16 protein-coding genes and 1 riboswitch are annotated in these 18,870 nt (G+C 70.1%); of the genes, 10 read left to right on the top strand and 6 right to left on the bottom strand.

The window, feature by feature from the left end:
- Positions 1-43: 43 nt before the first annotated feature.
- On the top strand, positions 44-1,012 hold the full coding sequence (locus tag ACFYNX_RS03105) for a diacylglycerol/lipid kinase family protein (protein WP_388657041.1): 969 nt from the start codon (positions 44-46) through the stop codon (positions 1,010-1,012).
- Between the two features lie 317 nt (positions 1,013-1,329).
- A complete protein-coding gene (locus tag ACFYNX_RS03100; protein ID WP_003953983.1) occupies positions 1,330-1,587 on the top strand; it encodes a WhiB family transcriptional regulator in 258 nt (85 codons plus the stop codon).
- Between the two features lie 213 nt (positions 1,588-1,800).
- On the opposite strand, the gene ACFYNX_RS03095 is transcribed toward ACFYNX_RS03100, so the two are convergent.
- Both ACFYNX_RS03095 and ACFYNX_RS03090 read right to left on the bottom strand, forming a co-directional pair.
- On the bottom strand, positions 1,801-3,267 hold the full coding sequence (locus ACFYNX_RS03095; protein WP_388657038.1) for a sensor histidine kinase: 1,467 nt from the start codon (positions 3,265-3,267) through the stop codon (positions 1,801-1,803).
- Positions 3,268-3,653: 386 nt separating this feature from the next.
- Positions 3,654-4,262, bottom strand: a complete 609-nt coding sequence (locus tag ACFYNX_RS03090) for a TetR/AcrR family transcriptional regulator (protein WP_388657035.1) — start codon at positions 4,260-4,262, stop codon at positions 3,654-3,656.
- 83 nt (positions 4,263-4,345) lie between these two features.
- Between ACFYNX_RS03090 and ACFYNX_RS03085 the strand changes: the two genes are divergently transcribed.
- Both ACFYNX_RS03085 and nagB read left to right on the top strand, forming a co-directional pair.
- A complete protein-coding gene (locus ACFYNX_RS03085) occupies positions 4,346-5,119 on the top strand; it encodes an SDR family oxidoreductase (protein WP_388657033.1) in 774 nt (257 codons plus the stop codon).
- Between the two features lie 256 nt (positions 5,120-5,375).
- The gene (gene nagB, locus ACFYNX_RS03080; protein ID WP_388657030.1) at positions 5,376-6,161 is read left to right on the top strand and encodes a glucosamine-6-phosphate deaminase; all 786 of its coding nucleotides are present in this window, start codon (positions 5,376-5,378) and stop codon (positions 6,159-6,161) included.
- A gap of 91 nt (positions 6,162-6,252) precedes the next feature.
- On the opposite strand, the gene ACFYNX_RS03075 is transcribed toward nagB, so the two are convergent.
- The 4 genes from ACFYNX_RS03075 to ACFYNX_RS03060 form a co-directional block, all read right to left on the bottom strand.
- The gene (locus ACFYNX_RS03075) at positions 6,253-7,776 is read right to left on the bottom strand and encodes a glycoside hydrolase family 3 protein (protein WP_388657027.1); all 1,524 of its coding nucleotides are present in this window, start codon (positions 7,774-7,776) and stop codon (positions 6,253-6,255) included.
- 9 nt (positions 7,777-7,785) lie between these two features.
- Complete coding sequence (locus ACFYNX_RS03070) at positions 7,786-8,622, bottom strand: carbohydrate ABC transporter permease (RefSeq protein ID WP_260606505.1); 837 nt, start codon at positions 8,620-8,622, stop codon at positions 7,786-7,788.
- A gap of 74 nt (positions 8,623-8,696) precedes the next feature.
- Positions 8,697-9,722, bottom strand: a complete 1,026-nt coding sequence (locus ACFYNX_RS03065) for a sugar ABC transporter permease (RefSeq protein ID WP_365541263.1) — start codon at positions 9,720-9,722, stop codon at positions 8,697-8,699.
- Positions 9,723-9,851: 129 nt separating this feature from the next.
- Complete coding sequence (locus ACFYNX_RS03060) at positions 9,852-11,147, bottom strand: extracellular solute-binding protein (RefSeq protein WP_388657024.1); 1,296 nt, start codon at positions 11,145-11,147, stop codon at positions 9,852-9,854.
- Between the two features lie 515 nt (positions 11,148-11,662).
- Here ACFYNX_RS03060 and ACFYNX_RS03055 point away from each other — a divergent pair.
- From ACFYNX_RS03055 to ACFYNX_RS03030, 6 genes are all read left to right on the top strand, one after another.
- The gene (locus ACFYNX_RS03055) at positions 11,663-12,427 is read left to right on the top strand and encodes a GntR family transcriptional regulator (protein WP_125658612.1); all 765 of its coding nucleotides are present in this window, start codon (positions 11,663-11,665) and stop codon (positions 12,425-12,427) included.
- 220 nt (positions 12,428-12,647) lie between these two features.
- Positions 12,648-12,902, top strand: coding sequence for a DUF3311 domain-containing protein (locus tag ACFYNX_RS03050; RefSeq protein WP_125658586.1), 255 nt, complete (start codon positions 12,648-12,650; stop codon positions 12,900-12,902).
- Positions 12,899-14,524, top strand: coding sequence for a monocarboxylate uptake permease MctP (gene mctP, locus ACFYNX_RS03045; protein WP_365541259.1), 1,626 nt, complete (start codon positions 12,899-12,901; stop codon positions 14,522-14,524). The genes ACFYNX_RS03050 and mctP overlap by 4 nt, the downstream gene beginning before the upstream one ends.
- 80 nt (positions 14,525-14,604) lie before the next feature.
- Positions 14,605-15,114: a GNAT family N-acetyltransferase gene (locus tag ACFYNX_RS03040; protein WP_388657020.1), complete on the top strand. Its 510-nt coding sequence runs from the start codon at positions 14,605-14,607 to the stop codon at positions 15,112-15,114.
- Between the two features lie 49 nt (positions 15,115-15,163).
- Positions 15,164-15,304, top strand: a riboswitch (cobalamin riboswitch).
- Positions 15,305-15,433: 129 nt separating this feature from the next.
- Entirely contained in the window at positions 15,434-17,809 is a 2,376-nt protein-coding gene (locus tag ACFYNX_RS03035) for a ribonucleoside-diphosphate reductase subunit alpha (RefSeq protein ID WP_365541255.1), read from the top strand.
- The gene (locus ACFYNX_RS03030; RefSeq protein ID WP_125658574.1) at positions 17,809-18,825 is read left to right on the top strand and encodes a ribonucleotide-diphosphate reductase subunit beta; all 1,017 of its coding nucleotides are present in this window, start codon (positions 17,809-17,811) and stop codon (positions 18,823-18,825) included. The genes ACFYNX_RS03035 and ACFYNX_RS03030 overlap by 1 nt, the downstream gene beginning before the upstream one ends.
- Positions 18,826-18,870 lie beyond the last annotated feature (45 nt).

Raw genomic sequence — 18,870 nt, 5'->3', positions numbered from 1 at the left:
ACCGGACTGGGCCCGGTACCGCCGGGTAGGTACGCTGGCGACCATGCGCGCACTTCTCGTGGTCAATCCGGCAGCCACCACCACCAGTGCCCGCACCCGTGACGTCCTCATCCACGCCCTTGCCAGCGAGATGAAGCTGGAGGCGGTCACCACCGAGTACCGCGGACACGCGCGTGACCTGGGCCGACGGGCCGCCGAGTCCGGGAACATCGATCTGGTCGTGGCCCTCGGCGGGGACGGCACGGTCAACGAGGTGGTCAACGGCCTGCTGCACGGCGGGCCCGATCCGGACCGGCTGCCGGACCTCGCGGTCGTCCCCGGCGGGTCGACCAACGTCTTCGCCCGCGCGCTCGGGCTGCCGAACGACGCCGTGGAGGCGACCGGCGCCCTGCTCGACGCGCTGCGTGAGGAGCGGACACGGACGGTGAGCCTCGGGCTCGCGTCCGGGACGCCGGACACGGAGGACGAATCGGTGCCGTCCCGCTGGTTCACCTTCTGTGCCGGCCTCGGTTTCGACGCGAGCGTCATCGGCCGGGTCGAACAGCAGCGGGAGCGCGGGAAGAGGTCCACGCACGCCCTCTATCTGCGCCAGGTGGTGCGCCAGTTCCTGGGCGAGACGAACCGTCGGCACGGCACGATCACCCTGGAGCGCCCCGGCGAGGAGCCGGTCGAGGACCTGGTCCTCTCCATAATCTGCAACACCTCTCCCTGGACCTACCTGGGCAATCGTCCGGTGTACGCGTCACCGGAGGCCTCCTTCGAAACCGCGCTGGACGTGCTCGGGCTGAGGCGTCTCTCTACCCCCGCGGTGGCCCGGTATGCCACCCAGTTGCTCACTTCGTCCCCGGAGCGCGGGCCCCGCGGCAAGCACGCCGTGTCCCTGCACGATCTGACCGACTTCACCTTGCATTCGAAGGTCCCCCTCCCCCTCCAGATGGACGGAGACCACCTCGGGCTGCGTACGAGCGTGACGTTCACAGGCGTTCGCCGTGCACTGCGTGTGATTGTGTGAGTGGAAGGGCCCAAAGTCCTTTCACTCGAACGTTTAGGCGCGCATCCACCCCTAAGAAGTACGGCTGTGACCTAGCCGACACCGAGGAATCAAAAAAAACTTTCCAGAAGGGGTTGTATCCGCTGCCGAGGTTTGCGAGTCTCTTCTTGGCGATCGGGACGGCCCGCAAGACCGGCCTCCACTGAGAGCCAGAACCCCTCCTCAGTCCAAGGACCACACCAGTTCATCTGGCAGTCGGCCCTTCCCTTGCGGGGGGATTCGTGAAAGCGTTCACATTCACAAGCAACCTGCACGTAATACCAAGAGAGGTAGCAGCCATGGACTGGCGTCACAACGCCGTTTGTCGTGAGGAAGACCCCGAGCTGTTCTTCCCCATCGGCAACACCGGTCCTGCGCTGCTGCAGATCGAGGAAGCCAAGGCCGTCTGCCGCCGCTGCCCCGTCATGGAGCAGTGCCTGCAGTGGGCGCTCGAGTCCGGCCAGGACTCCGGCGTCTGGGGTGGCCTCAGCGAGGACGAGCGCCGCGCGATGAAGCGCCGTGCCGCTCGCAACCGGGCGCGCAACGCCAGCGCCTGACGCCCCACTTACAGCCTCAGGCGAGCGGCGCACACATCGCGTGTGCAATCACCGCCCTTGAGTCGCAGCGCGCAGTAGTAACCCACAGCATTCGAGCCCCGGACCGAATTCCCTTCGGTCCGGGGCTCGCTGCTCTGTTCCGCCGTCCGCTTTCCGGTCCTGTTTCCGGTCCCGTTCACCCGGGCCGTTTCTCCGCCGCGACGGCGGCGGAGGTCACTTCTGGGGCTGTACGGGAATGTCGAGGACCACCTTCGTGCCGCGCTCCGTGCCCGGCAGCATGTCGAAGGTTCCGCCCAACTCCCCCTCCACCAGGGTCCGTACGATCTGGAGGCCGAGGTTTCCGGCCCGCTGCGGGTCGAACCCCTCGGGCAGACCGCAGCCGTCGTCCTTGACCGTGATGAGGAGACGGGCGTCGGTCCGGGCCTCGCCGCGGACGGCGGAGACCTCGACCGTGCCCTGCTCCCCCTGCGCGAAGGCGTGTTCCAGGGCGTTCTGCAAGACCTCGGTCAGGACCATGGAGAGCGGAGTGGCGACCTCGGCGTCGAGGATGCCGAAGCGGCCGTTGCGCCGGCAGGTGACCTTGCCCGGGGAGATCTCCGCGACCATCGCGATGACGCGGTCGGCGATCTCGTCGAACTCCACGCGCTCGTCCAGGTTCTGGGACAGCGTCTCGTGGACGATGGCGATCGAACCGACGCGCCGCACGGCCTCGTTGAGGGCCTCGCGGCCCCGGTCGGAGTCCATCCGGCGGGCCTGGAGGCGGAGCAGGGCGGCCACCGTCTGGAGGTTGTTCTTCACCCGGTGGTGGATCTCCCGGATGGTGGCGTCCTTGGTGATCAACTCGCGCTCGCGGCGGCGCAGTTCGGTGACGTCCCGGAGCAGGACGAGCGAACCGATGCGGGTGCCCTTGGGCTTGAGCGGGATCGCCCGCAACTGGATCACCCCGCCGTTGCCCTCGACCTCGAACTCGCGCGGCGCGTAGCCGGAGGCCAGGGTGACCAGGGCCTCGTCCACCGGGCCGCGCGAGGGCGCGAGTTCGGCGGTGATCTGGCCGAGGTGCTGGCCGACGAGGTCGGCGGCGAGGCCGAGCCGGTGGTAGGCGGAGAGGGCGTTGGGCGAGGCGTACTGGACGATGCCCTCCGCGTCCAGGCGGACGAGGCCGTCGCCGGCGCGGGGCGAGGAGTCCATGTCGACCTGCTCGCCGGAGAAGGGAAACGTTCCGGCGGCGATCATCTGGGCGAGGTCGGAGGCCGACTGGAGGTAGGTGAGCTCCAGGCGGGAGGGGGTGCGGACGGTCAGCAGGTTGGTGTTGCGGGCGATGACGCCGAGGACCCGGCCCTCGCGCCGCACGGGGATCGACTCGACCCGCACCGGCACCTCCTCGCGCCACTCCGGATCGCCCTCGCGGACGATCCGCCCCTCGTCGAGGGCGGCGTCGAGCAGCGGGCGGCGGCCGCGCGGGACCAGGTGGCCGACCATGTCGTCCTGGTAGGAGGTGGGGCCGGTGTTCGGCCGCATCTGGGCGACGGAGACGTACCGCGTGCCGTCGAGGGTCGGGACCCAGAGGACGAGGTCGGCGAAGGAGAGGTCGGAGAGCAGCTGCCACTCCGACACCAGCAGGTGGAGCCACTCGAGGTCGGAGTCGCTCAGGGCGGTGTGCTGGCGTACGAGGTCGTTCATGGAGGGCACGGTGCGAGCGTACCCGCGGAATTCGGGGGCGGTGAACCTGGATCTCCGGGGCCGCGTGTTGGAGTATGGGCCGGGAAGGACCGCGTTCCTGTGGATGGACAGACAAGAATGGTCTAGTCCACAATGAACGCAACGAGCCTCCATCCTCCCCGCACAGGAGGGTGGAACGAGGTACCCGACGCTCTCTGCCCTGACTGCGTCGAGACCTCCCACACGGCCGAGGGACCGCACACCCCCGGCCGGGCAAACTCCGGGCTGCGGTGCCGGGCGGGCTGAGGGTCCCGCCGGGCGCCGCGGCCCGCGGGTGTTTCCGGGGCCTCGCCGGGATCGCCGCCGGACCCGCGGCCGGGGGCCCAGCCGGACCCGCCACCGGAGGCCTACTCCCCCGCCTCCCCCGCCGGCCAGGCGCGCATGGCCGCCTCGGCCACCGCCGCGAGTTCCTCCGCCGTCGCCCCGTCGCGGGCCTGCTGCGACATGCCCTGGAGGACGGCGCCGCTGAAGCGGGCGAGGGCGCGCGGGTCGGTGCCGCTTGGAAGCTCGCCGGACTCCACGTCCCGGCGGATCCGGTCCTCGAAGAAGGCCAGGTTGGCGTTCCTGCGGTCGCGCAGGGCCTCCTCGACCTCGGGGGTGGAGCAGTTGGTGGCGGCGGAGATCACCAGGCAGCCGCGGGGGTGGCCGGACCCGGTGAAGAGTCCGGCGGCCTCGCGCAGCATGCGGCCGACGGCGTCCCGGGCGGTCGGCTCCTCGGCGAAGGCGCGGCCGCCGTAGGCCCCGTGCGAGAGCACGTACGTCTCGACGACCTCCTCGAAGAGGGTCTTCTTGTCGCCGAAGGCCGCGTAGAGGCTGGGCGCGCTGATGCCCATGGCGCGGGTGAGGTCGGAGACGGAGGTCGTCTCGTAGCCGTGCTCCCAGAAGGCCATCGTGGCCTGCTCCAGGGCCGTGGACCGGTCGAAGGAGCGGGGGCGGCCGCGCTGTCTCGTCACCATGGAGTGAATTCTATAGCGCGCGCTAAGGAAGTGGGGTACGGTCTTTACATAGCGACCGCTACAGATATGAGGGGGGCGTCGCCATGGACGTGCTCGACGTGAGGACGACGGGGAAGCTGACCGGGAAGACGGCCCTGGTCACGGGCGGCAGCCGGGGCATCGGCCGCGGGATCGCCGAGCGACTGGGGCGCGACGGGGCGCGGGTCGCGGTGCACTACGGGACGAACGAGGCGGCGGCGAAGGAGACGGTCGCGGCGATCGAAGCGGCCGGCGGCGAGGCGTTCGCGCTCGGCCAGGAGCTGGGGGTGCCGGGGGACGCGACGGCGCTCTGGGCGGCTTTCGACGCACGGGCGGACGGGCTGGACATCCTGGTGAACAACGCGGGGATCGGCGCGTCGAACCCCTTCGCGACGATCACCGAGGAGGAGTTCGAGCGGGTCTTCGCGGTGAACACGAAGGCGCCGTTCTTCCTGGCGCGGCTCGGCGCGGAGCGGCTGCGGGACGGCGGCCGGATCGTCAACGTGTCGACGGGACTGACGAGGACGGCGTTGCTGCCGGACCTGATCGCCTACTCGATGTCGAAGGGGGCGCTGGACGTCCTCACCCGGGATCTGTCGAAGCTGCTGGGCCCGCGCGGGATCACGGTCAACTCGGTGGCGCCCGGGATCGTGGCGACGGACAACACGGCGTGGCTGGAGGGCGACGAGGAGGCCAGGGCGCGGGCGGCGGGGTACTCGGCACTGGGCGGGATCGGAAGCACGGCCGAGATAGCCGACGTGGTGGCCTTCCTGGCCTCGGACGACGCGCGGTGGGTGACGGGGGCCTGGATCGACGCCACGGGGGGTTCGCTGACCTGAGCCGCGATCGACGCCACGGGGGGTTCGCCGACCTGAGCCGCGATCGACGCCACGGGAGGTTCGCCGACCTGAGCGCCGGGGCCGCGCGCCCGGGGTCCGAGTGGCTGACGAGGCGGGTGCGGCAGACGATGGGAGCGGGGCCGTCCGGGGGGCGGAACGGCATGGGAGAGGAGCCTCTCCTCTGCTAGATTTGACCTTAGATTGGTCTATACCACCGGACCCCTTCCCAGCCCCTCACCAGATCGGCAGGCACAGCGTGGAAGTTGTCATCGTCAAGGACGCCAAGGCGGGCGGAGAGCTCATCGCGGACGGCATCGCCGACCTCCTGCGCCGCAAGCCGGACGCGCTGCTCGGCGTGGCCACCGGCTCGACTCCGCTGCCCATCTACGACGCCCTGACCGCCCGGGTCAAGGCCGGCTCGGTGGACGCCTCGCGGGCCCGGATCGCCCAACTGGACGAGTACGTCGGCCTGCCCGCCGGGCACCCGGAGTCGTACCGCTCCACCGTGCTCCGGCAGGTCGTCGAGCCGCTCGGGCTCTCCCCGGAGGCCTTCATGGGGCCGGACGGCTCCGCCGAGGACGTCCAGGCGGCCTGCGAGGACTACGACCGGGCCCTGCGCGACGCCGGCGGCGTGGACCTCCAGATCCTCGGCATCGGCACCGACGGGCACATCGGCTTCAACGAGCCGTGCTCCTCGCTCGCCTCCCGGACCCGGATCAAGACGCTCACCGAGCAGACCCGGGTGGACAACGCGCGCTTCTTCGACGACGACATCGAGCAGGTGCCGCACCACGTCATCACCCAGGGCATCGGCACCATCCTGGAGGCCCGCCACCTGGTGCTGCTCGCCACCGGCGAGGGCAAGGCCGAGGCCGTGGCGCAGACCGTCGAGGGCCCCGTCGCGGCGCTCGTGCCGGCCTCCGCGCTCCAGCTCCACCCGCACGCCACGGTCGTCGTGGACGAGGCCGCCGCCTCCAAGCTGAAGCTCGCGGACTACTTCCGCCACACCTTCGCGGACAAGCCCGCCTGGCAGGGCATCTGAACCCTCCGGAGCCCGCGGTGACAGCGTGAAGGGGCCCGGCACCCGAGGGCGGGTGCCGGGCCCCTTCGCGTACGGGCGGCCGGGGCTGCCGTCAGGCGCCGGTTCCGACGACGGCCTCGGCGGCGGCGCGGCCGCAGACCCGGGCCGCGCCGTGCGTGGCGATGTGCAGGGCCCCGCGGGGCTCCGCCTCGTTGAGGCCCATCTCGACCACGACGGTGTCGGGGCGGGCCGCGAGCAGGCCGTCCAGGGCCCGGATCATCCACGGGTGCCGGTGGAGGTCGCGTACGACCGCCACGACGCGCCGCTCCCCCGCGGCCGCGAGGGCGGTGTCCGCGGTGGTCTCGTCGTACGAGCCGGTCTCCGTGCCGGGCAGCAGGCGCTCCAGCTCGGCGGCGATCCCCCAGGGGGTCTCGTCGCCGACGGCGAAGTTCGCGACCGGGGTGAAGGAGGCCACGTAGGGGGCGCTGGTGACCGGGGTGTACGGGCGCTCCCCGCGGGTCACCCTCAGGGCCCGGCGGGCGGCGACGAGTCCGATGTCGGCACCGGGCGCGGTCCCCTCCTGCACTGCCGCGCCCGGCACCGATCCAGCCCCCCTGGCCCGGTGCGCCTGGGTCCAGACCGCCAGGGCGCGCACGCGCGCCGCGGCGTCGGCCAGCCGCTCCTCGGGCAGTTCACCGGTCCGTACCGCGTTGACGAGCGCGTCGCGCAGTCGCAGCACGGTGTCCTCGTCGCACAGCCCGCCGCCGACGCAGATGGCGTCGGCGCCCGCGGCGATGGCGAGGACGGATCCGCGCTCGATGCCGTACGTCGCCGAGACGGCCTGCATCTCCATGCCGTCGGTGACGATCAGCCCCTCGAAGCCCAGCTCCTGGCGCAGCAGACCGGTGAGGATCTGCGGGCTCAGGGTGGCCGGGCGGTGCGGGTCGAGCGCGGACAGAAGGATATGCGCGCTCATGACCGCTTTGGTACCCGCGGCGACGGCCGCGCGGAAAGGCACCAGCTCACGGGCGTGCAGTGTGGCGAGGTCCACATCGATCCGGGGCAGCGCGTCGTGCGAGTCGACGTTGGTGTCGCCGTGTCCGGGGAAGTGCTTCGTGCAGGCCGCGACCCCGACGCCCTGGAGGCCGTCGACGTACGCCACGGTGTGCCGGGCGACCAGGTCCGGGTCCGGCCCGAAGGACCGGACGCCGATGACCGGGTTCTCGGCGTTGGAGTTGACGTCGGCGGAGGGGGCCCAGTTGAGGTCCACCCCGCACTGGGCGAGCCGGCGGCCGAGCTCGCGGGCCACGGCCCGGGTGAGCTCGACGTCGTCGACGCTGCCGAGGGCGTAGTTGCCGGGGAAGGACGAGCCCTGCTTGACCTCCAGGCGGGTGACGTCGCCGCCCTCCTCGTCGATGGCGACGAGGACGTCGTCCCGTTCGGCCCTCAGTTGCGCGGTGAGCGCGGTGAGCTGCTCGGGGGTGACGATGTTCCGGCCGAAGAGGCCGACCGACGACAGGCCCTCGCCGATGCGGCGGAGCAGCCAGTCGGGGGCGGTGGTGCCGACGAAGCCGGGCTGGAGGACCGTGAGCGCGTCACGCGTCAGGGTGTCCGAGCCGTGTACCAGTGTCGTCATGGGGATCCGTTATCCCTTCACCGCGCCGGCGGTCATGCCGCCGACGGCCTTGCGCTGGACGAAGATGAAGACGATCAGCACGGGGAGCGCGAAGAGGGTCGAGGCGGCCATGGTGGCGCCCCAGTCGCTGCCGAAGGCGGTCTGGAACTCGGTCAGCCAGCGGGTCAGGGTCTGCGACTCCCGGTCCTTGTTGAGCATCAGGATCATCGCGAACTCGTTCCAGGCCGTGATGAAGCCGAAGATCGAGGTCGACATCAGACCCGGGGCGAGCAGCGGGAAGATGACCTTGCGGAAGGCCTGGCCGCGGGTGCAGCCGTCGATCTGGGCGGCCTCCTCCAGCTCCACCGGGACGGCGGCGATGAAGCCGCGCAGGGTCCAGATGGTGAAGGGCAGGACCATCACGAAGTAGATCGCGGTGAGCATCGGGATGCTGTTCAGGAGGTCGTTCTCGCGCGAGATCATGTACATCGCGATGACCATGACCTCCCAGGGGGCCATCTGCGCCATCATCACGACGAGGATGATGCCCTTGCGGCCCCTGAACCTCATCCGGGCGAGCGCGAAGCTCGCGGCGAGGGCGACCAGGAGGGCGAGGAGCACGGCGCCGAGGGTGACGGTGAGGCTGTTGCGGACGTAGGTCCAGAACAGGTCGACACTCGTGGAGGTGCCGTAGTTCTCCAGGGTCGGCTTGAAGAAGAAGACCGGGTCCTTCGTCAGGATCTCGTGCTGCGGCTTCAGCGAGGACGAGAACATCCAGTAGACGGGGAAGACGAAGACGGCCGCGACGACGAGCGCGACGACGTTCTTGACGACCGCGCCGGCCGTGAGCTTCTTGCGGGTGCGCAGCTTCTGCGGGGCGGAGGCCGGGGCGCCCAGCGGGGCGGCGGCGTTCTGCGGGGCGGGGGCGGGGGCGGTGGCGCTCACAGCTCGTCCTCCTCCTTCAGGATCAGGCGGAAGTAGAAGGACATGATCGCGACGAGCATCACGATCGTGAGGACCGAGATGGCCGCGGCGACGCCGTAGTGGAACTGGCCGACGCCCTCGATGTAGGCGAAGACGGGGAGGGTCTCCGAGGCGCGGTTGGGGCCGCCCAGGTTCATCGCGTAGACCTGCGTGAACGCCTTGAAGATCCAGATGATCTCCAGGAACGTGGTGATCATGAAGAAGGACTTCAGGTTCGGGAAGACCACGGCCCAGAAGGTCCGCCAGCCGCTCGCGCCGTCCATCTTGGCGGCCTCGTACAGCTCGGTGCCGACGGTCGTCAGGGCGGCGTACATGTTGAGGGCGACGAACGGGATGGAGCCCCAGACCAGCAGGATCAGGGAGATGGTGAGGGTCGAGAAGCCGGTCTCGAACCAGTTGTGCTGCTCGTAGCCGGAGAAGCCGAGCGTGCGCATCATCCAGTTGGCGACGCCGAACTGCTCGTCGAAGAGCCAGCGGAAGACGGTCACGGAGGCGACGATCGGCATGGCCCACGCGAGGACGAGGGACAGCGAGAGCACCAGCCGCATCTTCTTGCCCAGGCGGTCGAGGAGCAGGCCGATGCCGGTGCCGATGACCATGATGAGCACGACGTTGACGGCGGTGAAGACGGCGGAGCGGAGGGCGACGGTCCAGAACTGCGAGTCGCCCAGCAGGTTGGTGTAGTTGTCGAAGCCCGTCCACACCGTCTCGCGGGTGATGAACTCCTTCCGGTTGAGCGACTGGAAGGAGAGGATCACATTGCGGATCAACGGGTAGAGGAGCAGTCCGGCCATGGTGAGCAGGGCCGGTGCGACGAGCAGGTACGGCAGCAGCCCGCTGGGCAGGGAGCGTCTCCCGCGCGAGGGCTGAAGGACTTCCTTCGGGCCGGAAGAGGCCGGCGGGGGAGTCTGAGACGTCCCTGCCGCCCTTCCGGGCGCGTCCTGGGTGACGGCGGCCGCCGTCCCCGGGGAGTCCACGGTCATGGTCTTATTCCTCGCGGTCTTGGGGCTCCCGCGCCCACCGGGTCGCGGCCCTGGGGAGCGGGCCACTGGTCGCTGCGGAACCCCGGTGGTGCGGCCGGTGTCGCACGGCCGCACCACCGGGGTCGCGGATCACTGCTGGTTGATGCGCTCGTTGATGACCTTGTCGGCGGCCTCGGCGGCGGCCTTGGCGTCCTCGCCCTTCAGGACCTTGCTCATGTAGTCCTTGATCGGGTTCGGGGCGGTCTCGACGTTCGCCCAGCCCGGGGTCACCGGGGTGACCTTGCCGGAGACGGAGGAGGCGGCCATGGCCTCGGCGAAGGAGCCGGCGGCCGGCTTGAACTGCGCGGCGTCGGTGTTCGGAAGCAGCGCGCCCTCGGTGGCGGCGGCGTACTTCGTCATGTACTCCTTGCCGGCGGCCAGGGCCAGCCACTCCTTCGCGAGCTCCTTGTTCTGGGAGCGCTCGGCGATGGCGAGGTTGGAGCCGCCGAGGAAGACGGAGCCCGGCTTGTCGGCCGTCTTGCCCGGGATCGGGAAGTAGCCGAAGTCGGCCGTCTTGCCGGCCTTCTTCATGGCGTCGATCGCGCCGCCGGCCTCCCAGCCGAGACCGATCCAGGACGACACGCCGCCCTTGGGAACGACGTCGGTCGACTGCTGCGGGGTCGCCTCGTCCTTGTCCTTCGGAGCGGTGGAGTAGGACGCCAGCTCCTTGTAGAAGTTCATGGCGCTGACGGCCTCGGGGGAGGACAGGTTGCCCTTCCACTTGTCGCCGTCCTTGACCGCGAGGTCGCTGCCCTCGTCCCAGATGAGACCGGCGAGGACGTACCAGGACTGGCCGGGCAGGTAGATCGCCTGCGACTTCGGGTCGGAGGCCTTGAGCTTCTTCAGGCCCGCGATCCACTCGGCGCGGGTCTTCGGCGGGGTGACGCCGGCCTTCTTGAAGGCGGCCTTGTCGTAGATGACGACGCGGTTGGCGGCGTACCACGGGGCGGAGTAGAGCTTGCCGTCCAACTCGTTGGAGGCGACCATGCCCTTGTTCCAGCCGTCGTAGCCGAGCGTGGCCTTGTCGCCGCTCAGGTCCGCGAGACCGCCGGTGACCGCGTAGCCGGCGGTCTGGGTGTTGCCGAGCTCCAGGACGTCCGGCGGGGTGTCCTCGGAGAGGGCGGTGGTGACCTTCTCCTGGATGCCGTTCCAGACCTGCTTCTCGACCTTGACCTTGACGCCGGGGTGCTTGGCCTCGAACGCCTTGTTGACCTCGGCCATCCAGGCGTCGGGCGCCGAGCCGTCCATGACCCAGACGGTCAGGTTCTTGTTGCCCCCGGCCGTGCCCTTGTCGCCGTCCTTGGCCTTGTCGCTGTCGGAACCACATGCAGCGATGGAGACCATCATGCCCGCGACGCCGATCGCCGCGATGAGCTTGCGCTTCACGCCACCCTCCTCAGGGATGCCTGCAACCCCCCTGCCCACCGCGCGAAGACATACGTCGGGTAATGCTCGTGGGGCTGGGACCTGGTCTTTAATGGTTTAGACCAGTACTCGGAGCTTGGCCTAGACCTTTTTGGGTGTCAAGGGTGCGCAAGACGGGTAAGGGCGTCCGTTATCGGACCGACATCTGGTCGACACCCGGCCACGACCGCCGGATTCACGCCAGTCGCCGCCCTCCCCGAGACGCCGTGCGCGCCCCGGCGGACCGGAGGATCCCCTCCGTTCCGCCGGAAGAAGCCTCTCACCTCTCGGCCGGAATGGCCTAGACCAACGGGGGATATCACGGTGTATAAGAAGCAGGGAACGACTCCTCCTCGCCGGCGGTCCGCCGACGCCCCACCGGAGCGGCACGGATCGGCAGGAGAAACCGTGGTGGTACGGCAAGCGTGCCACCATGTGAGCCGCGACAGACGGAGGAGCCGGTGACGGCAACAGCACAGGAGTCGGGAAGGCAGGCCATGGCCACGGACGCGGGCAGCACGGAGACAGAGAGCGGGACGCCCACCCGTACCGCGCGCGTGCCCAAGTACTACCGGCTGAAGCGGCACTTGCTCGACATGACCGAGACCCTGCCGCCCGGCACGCCCGTCCCGCCGGAGCGGACGCTGGCCGCCGAGTTCGACACCTCCCGCACCACCGTGCGCCAGGCCCTCCAGGAGCTGGTCGTCGAGGGGCGCCTGGAGCGCATCCAGGGCAAGGGCACCTTCGTCGCCAAGCCCAAGGTCTCCCAGGCGCTGCAACTCACCTCGTACACCGAGGACATGCGCGCCCAGGGCCTGGAGCCCACCTCGCAGCTCCTCGACATCGGCTACGTCACCGCCGACGACACCCTCGCCGGGCTGCTCGACATCTCGGCCGGCGGCCGGGTGCTCCGCATCGAGCGCCTGCGGCTCGCCAGCGGGGAGCCGATGGCGATCGAGACCACCCACCTGTCGGCGAAGCGCTTCCCGGCCCTGCGCCGCTCTCTCGTCAAGTACACCTCGCTCTACACCGCGCTCGCCGAGGTCTACGACGTGCACCTCGCCGAGGCCGAGGAGACCATCGAGACCTCCCTCGCCACTCCGCGCGAGGCCGGCCTGCTCGGTACGGACGTGGGCCTGCCGATGCTGATGCTCTCCCGCCACTCGCTGGACGCGCAGGGCGAGCCGGTGGAGTGGGTGCGGTCCGTCTACCGCGGCGACCGGTACAAGTTCGTGGCCCGCCTCCGGCGCCCCCACGACTGAGCGACCACGCGCATCCCGCGCGACGGCCGCGCCCCCGGCGGGTGCGGCCGTTTCGCGTTTCCGGGAATGTCGTATTCCCGTCCCTCGGCACCGCGGACGACCAAAGAGGACCGCTTCCGACAAAACGCATCCGTTATGCGGACGGGGGTTCCATGAAGCGGACGCGTCCCCTAGATTTCCCCAGCATTACCGAGGTGATCAGCGAGGGGACGGAATCGCCATGTCAGAAGTGGCACAAGGGAAACAACCGACCATCACCCCCCTGCGGGTGGTGATCGCGCTCTGCCTCGTCGCCCCGTTCGTGGCGATGCTCTGGGTGGGCTCCTACGCGAAGGTCGAACCCCTCTTCGCCGGCATCCCCTTCTTCTACTGGTACCAGATGCTCTGGGTGCTGGTCTCCACCGCGCTCACCATGATCGCGTACAAGCTGTGGCAGCGGGACCAGCGGTCCCGCGAGGGGGGTGACGCGCGATGAAGGACGGCGTGAACGGCGTGGCGCTCGGCGTCTTCGTCTTCTTCTTCGTGGCCGTCACGGTCATGGGCTTCCTGGCCGCGCGCTGGCGCAAGGCCGAGAACGAGCACAGCCTCGACGAGTGGGGCCTGGGCGGCCGGTCCTTCGGCACCTGGGTGACCTGGTTCCTGCTCGGCGGCGACCTCTACACCGCGTACACCTTCGTCGCCGTCCCGGCGGCCATCTACGCGGCGGGCGCGGCCGGCTTCTTCGCCGTGCCGTACACCATCCTCGTCTACCCGCTGATCTTCACCTTCCTGCCGCGCCTGTGGTCGGTCTCGCACAAGCACGGGTACGTGACCACCTCCGACTTCGTCCGGGGCCGCTTCGGCTCCAAGGGCCTGTCGCTCGCGGTGGCGGTCACCGGCATCCTCGCCACCATGCCGTACATCGCGCTCCAGTTGGTCGGCATCCAGGCCGTCCTGGACGTGATGGGCGTCGGCGGCGGCGAGGACACCCACTGGTTCGTCAAGGACCTGCCGCTGCTCATCGCCTTCGGCGTCCTCGCGGCCTACACGTACTCCTCGGGCCTGCGCGCCCCCGCGCTCATCGCCTTCGTCAAGGACACCCTGATCTACATCGTCATCGCGGTGGCGATCATCTACATCCCGATCAAGCTGGGCGGCTTCGACGAGATCTTCGCCAAGGCGGGCGAGGCGTACGCGCAGACCAACCCGGCGACCGGCAAGCCGCGCGGCGCGCTCGTCCCCGGCGAGGCCGGCCAGTGGACGTACGCGACGCTCGCGCTCGGCTCCGCGCTCGCGCTCTTCATGTACCCGCACTCCATCACGGCGACGCTGTCGTCCCGGAGCCGCGAGGTCATCCGCCGCAACACCACGATCCTGCCGCTGTACTCCCTGATGCTGGGCCTGCTCGCGCTGCTGGGCTTCATGGCGATCGCCGCCGGGATTCAGGTGAAGAACGGCCAGCTCGCCATCCCGCAGCTCTTCGAGACCATGTTCCCCGACTGGTTCGCGGGCGTCGCGTTCGCCGCGATCGGCATCGGCGCGCTCGTCCCGGCCGCGATCATGTCCATCGCCGCGGCCAACCTCTTCACGAGGAACATCTACAAGGACTTCATCAAGAAGGACGCCACCCCGGCGCAGGAGACCAAGGTCTCCAAGATCGTCTCGCTCCTGGTCAAGGTCGGCGCGCTCGCCTTCGTCCTCACCATGGACAAGACGGTCGCGATCAACTTCCAGCTCCTCGGCGGCATCTGGATCCTCCAGACCTTCCCGGCCCTGGTCGGCGGCCTGTTCACCCGCTGGTTCCACCGCTGGGCGCTGCTCGCGGGCTGGGCCGTCGGCATGGTCTACGGCACGGTCGCCGCCTACGGCGTCGCCAGCCCGACCCAGAAGCACTTCGGCGGCTCCTCCGCCGAGATCCCCGGCATCGGCGAGATCGGCTACATCGGCCTCACCGCCTTCGTCCTCAACGTCCTGGTCACCGTGGTCCTCACCTTCGTCCTCAAGGCCCTCAAGGCCCCCGAGGGCGTCGACGAGACCTCCCCGTCGGACTACACGGCCGACGCCGGCGACCCCGGCGTGCAGGTCGAGATGGAGAAGGTCACCGCGCCGACGCACTGACGCCACCCGCAGGAAAGGGCCCGGGACCTCCACCAGGAGGCCCCGGGCCCCGTCGCGTCACCGGCAGGCACACTTCCCCCATGGACTTCACGATCAGGGCCGTACGGCCCGAGGAGTACGAGGTGCTCGGCGAGCTGACCGGACGCACCTACCTGGACGACGGACTGCTGGCGCACGGGGCGGAGGACTCCTATCTGGAGCTGCTGCGGGACACGGCGCGCCGGGCCCGCGAGAGCGAGGTCCTCGTCGCGGAGGACACCCGGGACGCGGCGGGCCGGATCGTCGGCGGCGTGACCTTCGCCCGGGGCGGCACCCCGTGGGCCGACATCGCCGTGCCCGGCGAGGCCGAGTTCCGGATGCTCGCGGTCGCGCGGGAGGCCCGCGGCCGGGGCATCGGGGAGGCGCTCGTACGGACCTGTGTCGACCGGGCGCGGGCCCTGCCGGGGTGCGCCCGGATCGTGCTCTCGACGGGCGCCGAGATGGCCGCGGCGCACCGGATCTACGAGCGGATGGGCTTCGTCCGCACTCCGCACCGGGACTGGGAGCCCATCCCCGATCACTCTCTGCGCACCTACTCCCTGGACTTCTGAGCCCAAGTCCCGTCCAGGGGGCGACACAACATGTGGGGGGTGCCACGAGTGGCGCCCCCCACATGTATGCTCGTCCTCGCTGTCGACGCAGGGGAATCCGGCGCGAATCCGGAACTGTCCCGCAACGGTGTACTTCGTGCGGTTTCGTCCGGGGTGAGTCCGAACACCTGCCGACAGCGCGCCCGGTCCTTCCGTTCCGGGTGCCACAGACGTCCGGGCCTCGCGGAGTGGGCCGGTGGACGCGGCGCGTCATGCCTGGACGCCCGCCCGTCCGCCCTCCCCCGCCGAGGCCCCGAGCCGAGCGAGGGAGAGCCCCCACGTGACCATCGCGCCCGCCGATCCGGCTTCGGCCGAGGCTTCCGCGGTCGAGAGCGACGGCCCCGGGACCGTACTGCTGCGGACCCTGACCGACCTCACCGCCGATCTCCCCGACACCGACCCCGGCAGGGTCGCCGCCGCCGCGCTCCGCGGCCGCAGCGCCGCCGCGGACGAGGCGGAGCTGCGCGAGCTGGCCACCGAGGCGGCCGCCGGTCTGATCGCCGAGGACCCGGCGTACTCCCGGCTCGCCGCCCGGCTCCTCACCATCACCATCGCGGACGAGGCCGCCTCCCAGGGCTCGGTGAACTTCTCCTCCTCGGTGGCCGTCGGCCACCGCGAGGGCCTGATCGCCGACCGCACCGCCGAGTTCGTCGCGCTCCACGCCGACCGCCTCGACACCACGATCGACCGCGCCGGCGACGACCGCTTCGGCTACTTCGGCCTGCGCACCCTCTACTCGCGCTACCTGCTGCGCCACCCGATCACCCGCAAGGTGATCGAGACCCCGCAGCACTTCATGCTCCGCGTCGCCTGCGGCCTGGCCGAGGACGACAGCGTCCGCGCGCTCGACGAGGTGGCCGCGCTGTACGGCCTGATGAGCCGCCTGGACTACCTGCCGTCCTCCCCCACGCTCTTCAACTCCGGCACCCGCCACCCGCAGATGTCCTCCTGCTACCTCCTGGACTCCCCCCAGGACGAGCTGGACTCCATCTACGACCGCTACCACCAGGTCGCGCGCCTCTCCAAGCACGCGGGCGGCATCGGCCTCTCGTACTCCCGCATCCGCGCCCGCGGTTCGCTGATCCGCGGCACCAACGGGCACTCCAACGGCATCGTGCCGTTCCTGAAGACCCTCGACGCCTCCGTCGCCGCCGTGAACCAGGGCGGCCGCCGCAAGGGCGCCGCCGCCGTCTACCTGGAGACCTGGCACGCGGACATCGAGGAGTTCCTGGAGCTCCGCGACAACACCGGCGAGGACCAGCGCCGCACGCACAACCTGAACCTGGCGCACTGGATCCCGGACGAGTTCATGCGCCGCGTGAACGCCGACGCCGAGTGGTCGCTGTTCTCCCCCTCGGACGTGCCCGAGCTGGTCGACCTGTGGGGCGAGGAGTTCGACGCCGCCTACCGCAGGGCCGAGGCGGCCGGCCTGGCCCGCAAGACGATGCCGGCCCGCGACCTGTACGGCCGGATGATGCGGACCCTGGCCCAGACCGGCAACGGCTGGATGACCTTCAAGGACGCCTCGAACCGGACGGCCAACCAGACCGCCGAGCCCGGCCACACCGTCCACTCCTCCAACCTCTGCACGGAGATCCTGGAGGTCACCGACGACGGCGAGACCGCGGTCTGCAACCTGGGCTCGGTCAACCTCGGCGCGTTCGTGGTCGGTTCGGACATCGACTGGGAGCGCCTGGACGAGACCGTCCGCACGGCCGTCACCTTCCTCGACCGGGTCGTCGACATCAACTTCTACCCGACCGAGCAGGCGGGCCGCTCCAACTCCCGCTGGCGTCCGGTCGGCCTGGGCGCCATGGGCCTCCAGGACGTCTTCTTCCAGCTCAAGCTGCCCTTCGACTCCCCCGAGGCGCGGGCGCTCTCCACCCGCATCGCCGAGCGGATCATGCTGGCCGCGTACGAGGCCTCCGCCGACCTCGCCGAGCGCAACGGCCCGCTCCCGGCCTGGGAGAAGACCCGCGCCGCCCGCGGCGTGCTGCACCCCGACCACTACGACGTCGAACTGAACTGGCCGGAGCGCTGGACGGCCCTGCGCGAGCGGATCGCCGCCGTCGGCATGCGCAACAGCCTCCTCCTCGCCATCGCGCCGACCGCGACGATCGCCTCGATCGCCGGCGTGTACGAGTGCATCGAGCCGCAGGTCTCCAACCTGTTCAAGCGCGAGACGCTGTCGGGCGAGTTCCTCCAGGTCAACTCGTACCTCGTCGACGAGCTGAAGAAGCTCGGCGTGTGGGACGCGCAGACCCGTGAGGCGCTGCGCGACGCCAACGGCTCGGTGCAGGGCTTCACCTGGGTGCCGGCCGAGGTGCGCGAGCTGTACCGCACGGCCTGGGAGATCCCGCAGCGCGGCCTGATCGACATGGCCGCCGCCCGCACCCCGTTCCTGGACCAGTCGCAGTCGCTGAACCTGTTCCTGGAGACGCCCACCATCGGCAAGCTGTCGTCGATGTACGCGTACGCCTGGAAGCAGGGCCTGAAGACGACGTACTACCTGCGCTCCCGCCCGGCCACCCGGATCGCCCGCGCCGCCCAGGCGTCGACGGCGGCCGCCGCGCCCATCCCCGTCCAGCAGGTCGCCGACCCCGACGCGGTCGCCTGCTCCCTGGAGAACCCCGAGTCCTGCGAGGCCTGCCAGTAATGAGCTCCACCGAACAGAAGAACCTGCTCGACCCGGGCTTCGAACTCACCCTCCGTCCCATGCGCTACCCGGACTTCTACGAGCGCTACCGGGACGCGATCAAGAACACCTGGACCGTCGAGGAGGTCGACCTCCACTCGGACGTCGCCGACCTCGCGAAGCTCACCCCCGGTGAGCAGCACATGATCGGCCGCCTGGTCGCCTTCTTCGCGACCGGCGACTCGATCGTGGCGAACAACCTGGTCCTGACGCTCTACAAGCACATCAACTCCCCCGAGGCGCGGCTCTACCTGAGCCGGCAGCTCTTCGAGGAGGCCGTGCACGTCCAGTTCTACCTGACGCTGCTCGACACCTACCTGCCCGACCCGGACGACCGCGCCGCCGCGTTCGACGCCGTCGAGAACATCCCCTCCATCCGCGAGAAGGCGCAGTTCTGCTTCCGCTGGATGGACTCGGTCGAGAAGATCGACCGCCTGGAGACCCAGGCCGACCGCCGCCGCTTCCTGCTGAACCTGATCTGCTTCGCGGCGTGCATCGAGGGCCTGTTCTTCTACGGCGCCTTCGCCTACGTGTACTGGTTCCGGTCCCGGGGCCTGCTGCACGGCCTGGCGACCGGCACCAACTGGGTCTTCCGCGACGAGACGATGCACATGAACTTCGCCTTCGAGGTCGTGGACACCGTCCGCAAGGAGGAGCCCGAGCTCTTCGACGACGCGCTCCAGCAGCAGGTCACCGACATGCTGAAGGAGGCCGTGGAGGCGGAGCTCCAGTTCGGCCGCGACCTGTGCGGCGACGGCCTGCCGGGCATGAACACCGAGTCGATGCGCGAGTACCTCCAGTGCGTCGCCGACCAGCGCCTCCAGCGCCTCGGCTTCGCCCCGGTGTACGGCTCGGAGAACCCGTTCTCCTTCATGGAGCTCCAGGGCGTCCAGGAACTGACCAACTTCTTCGAGCGCCGCCCGTCCGCCTACCAGGTGGCGGTCGAGGGCTCGGTGGACCTGGACGAGGACTTCTAGGACGTACGGGAAGGGCCCCGCACCGGCATCGGTGCGGGGCCCTTC

This window comes from Streptomyces sp. NPDC007872, from assembly GCF_042868165.1.
Classification (GTDB): domain Bacteria; phylum Actinomycetota; class Actinomycetes; order Streptomycetales; family Streptomycetaceae; genus Streptomyces.
This window is presented reverse-complemented; position numbering and strand designations above follow the sequence as displayed.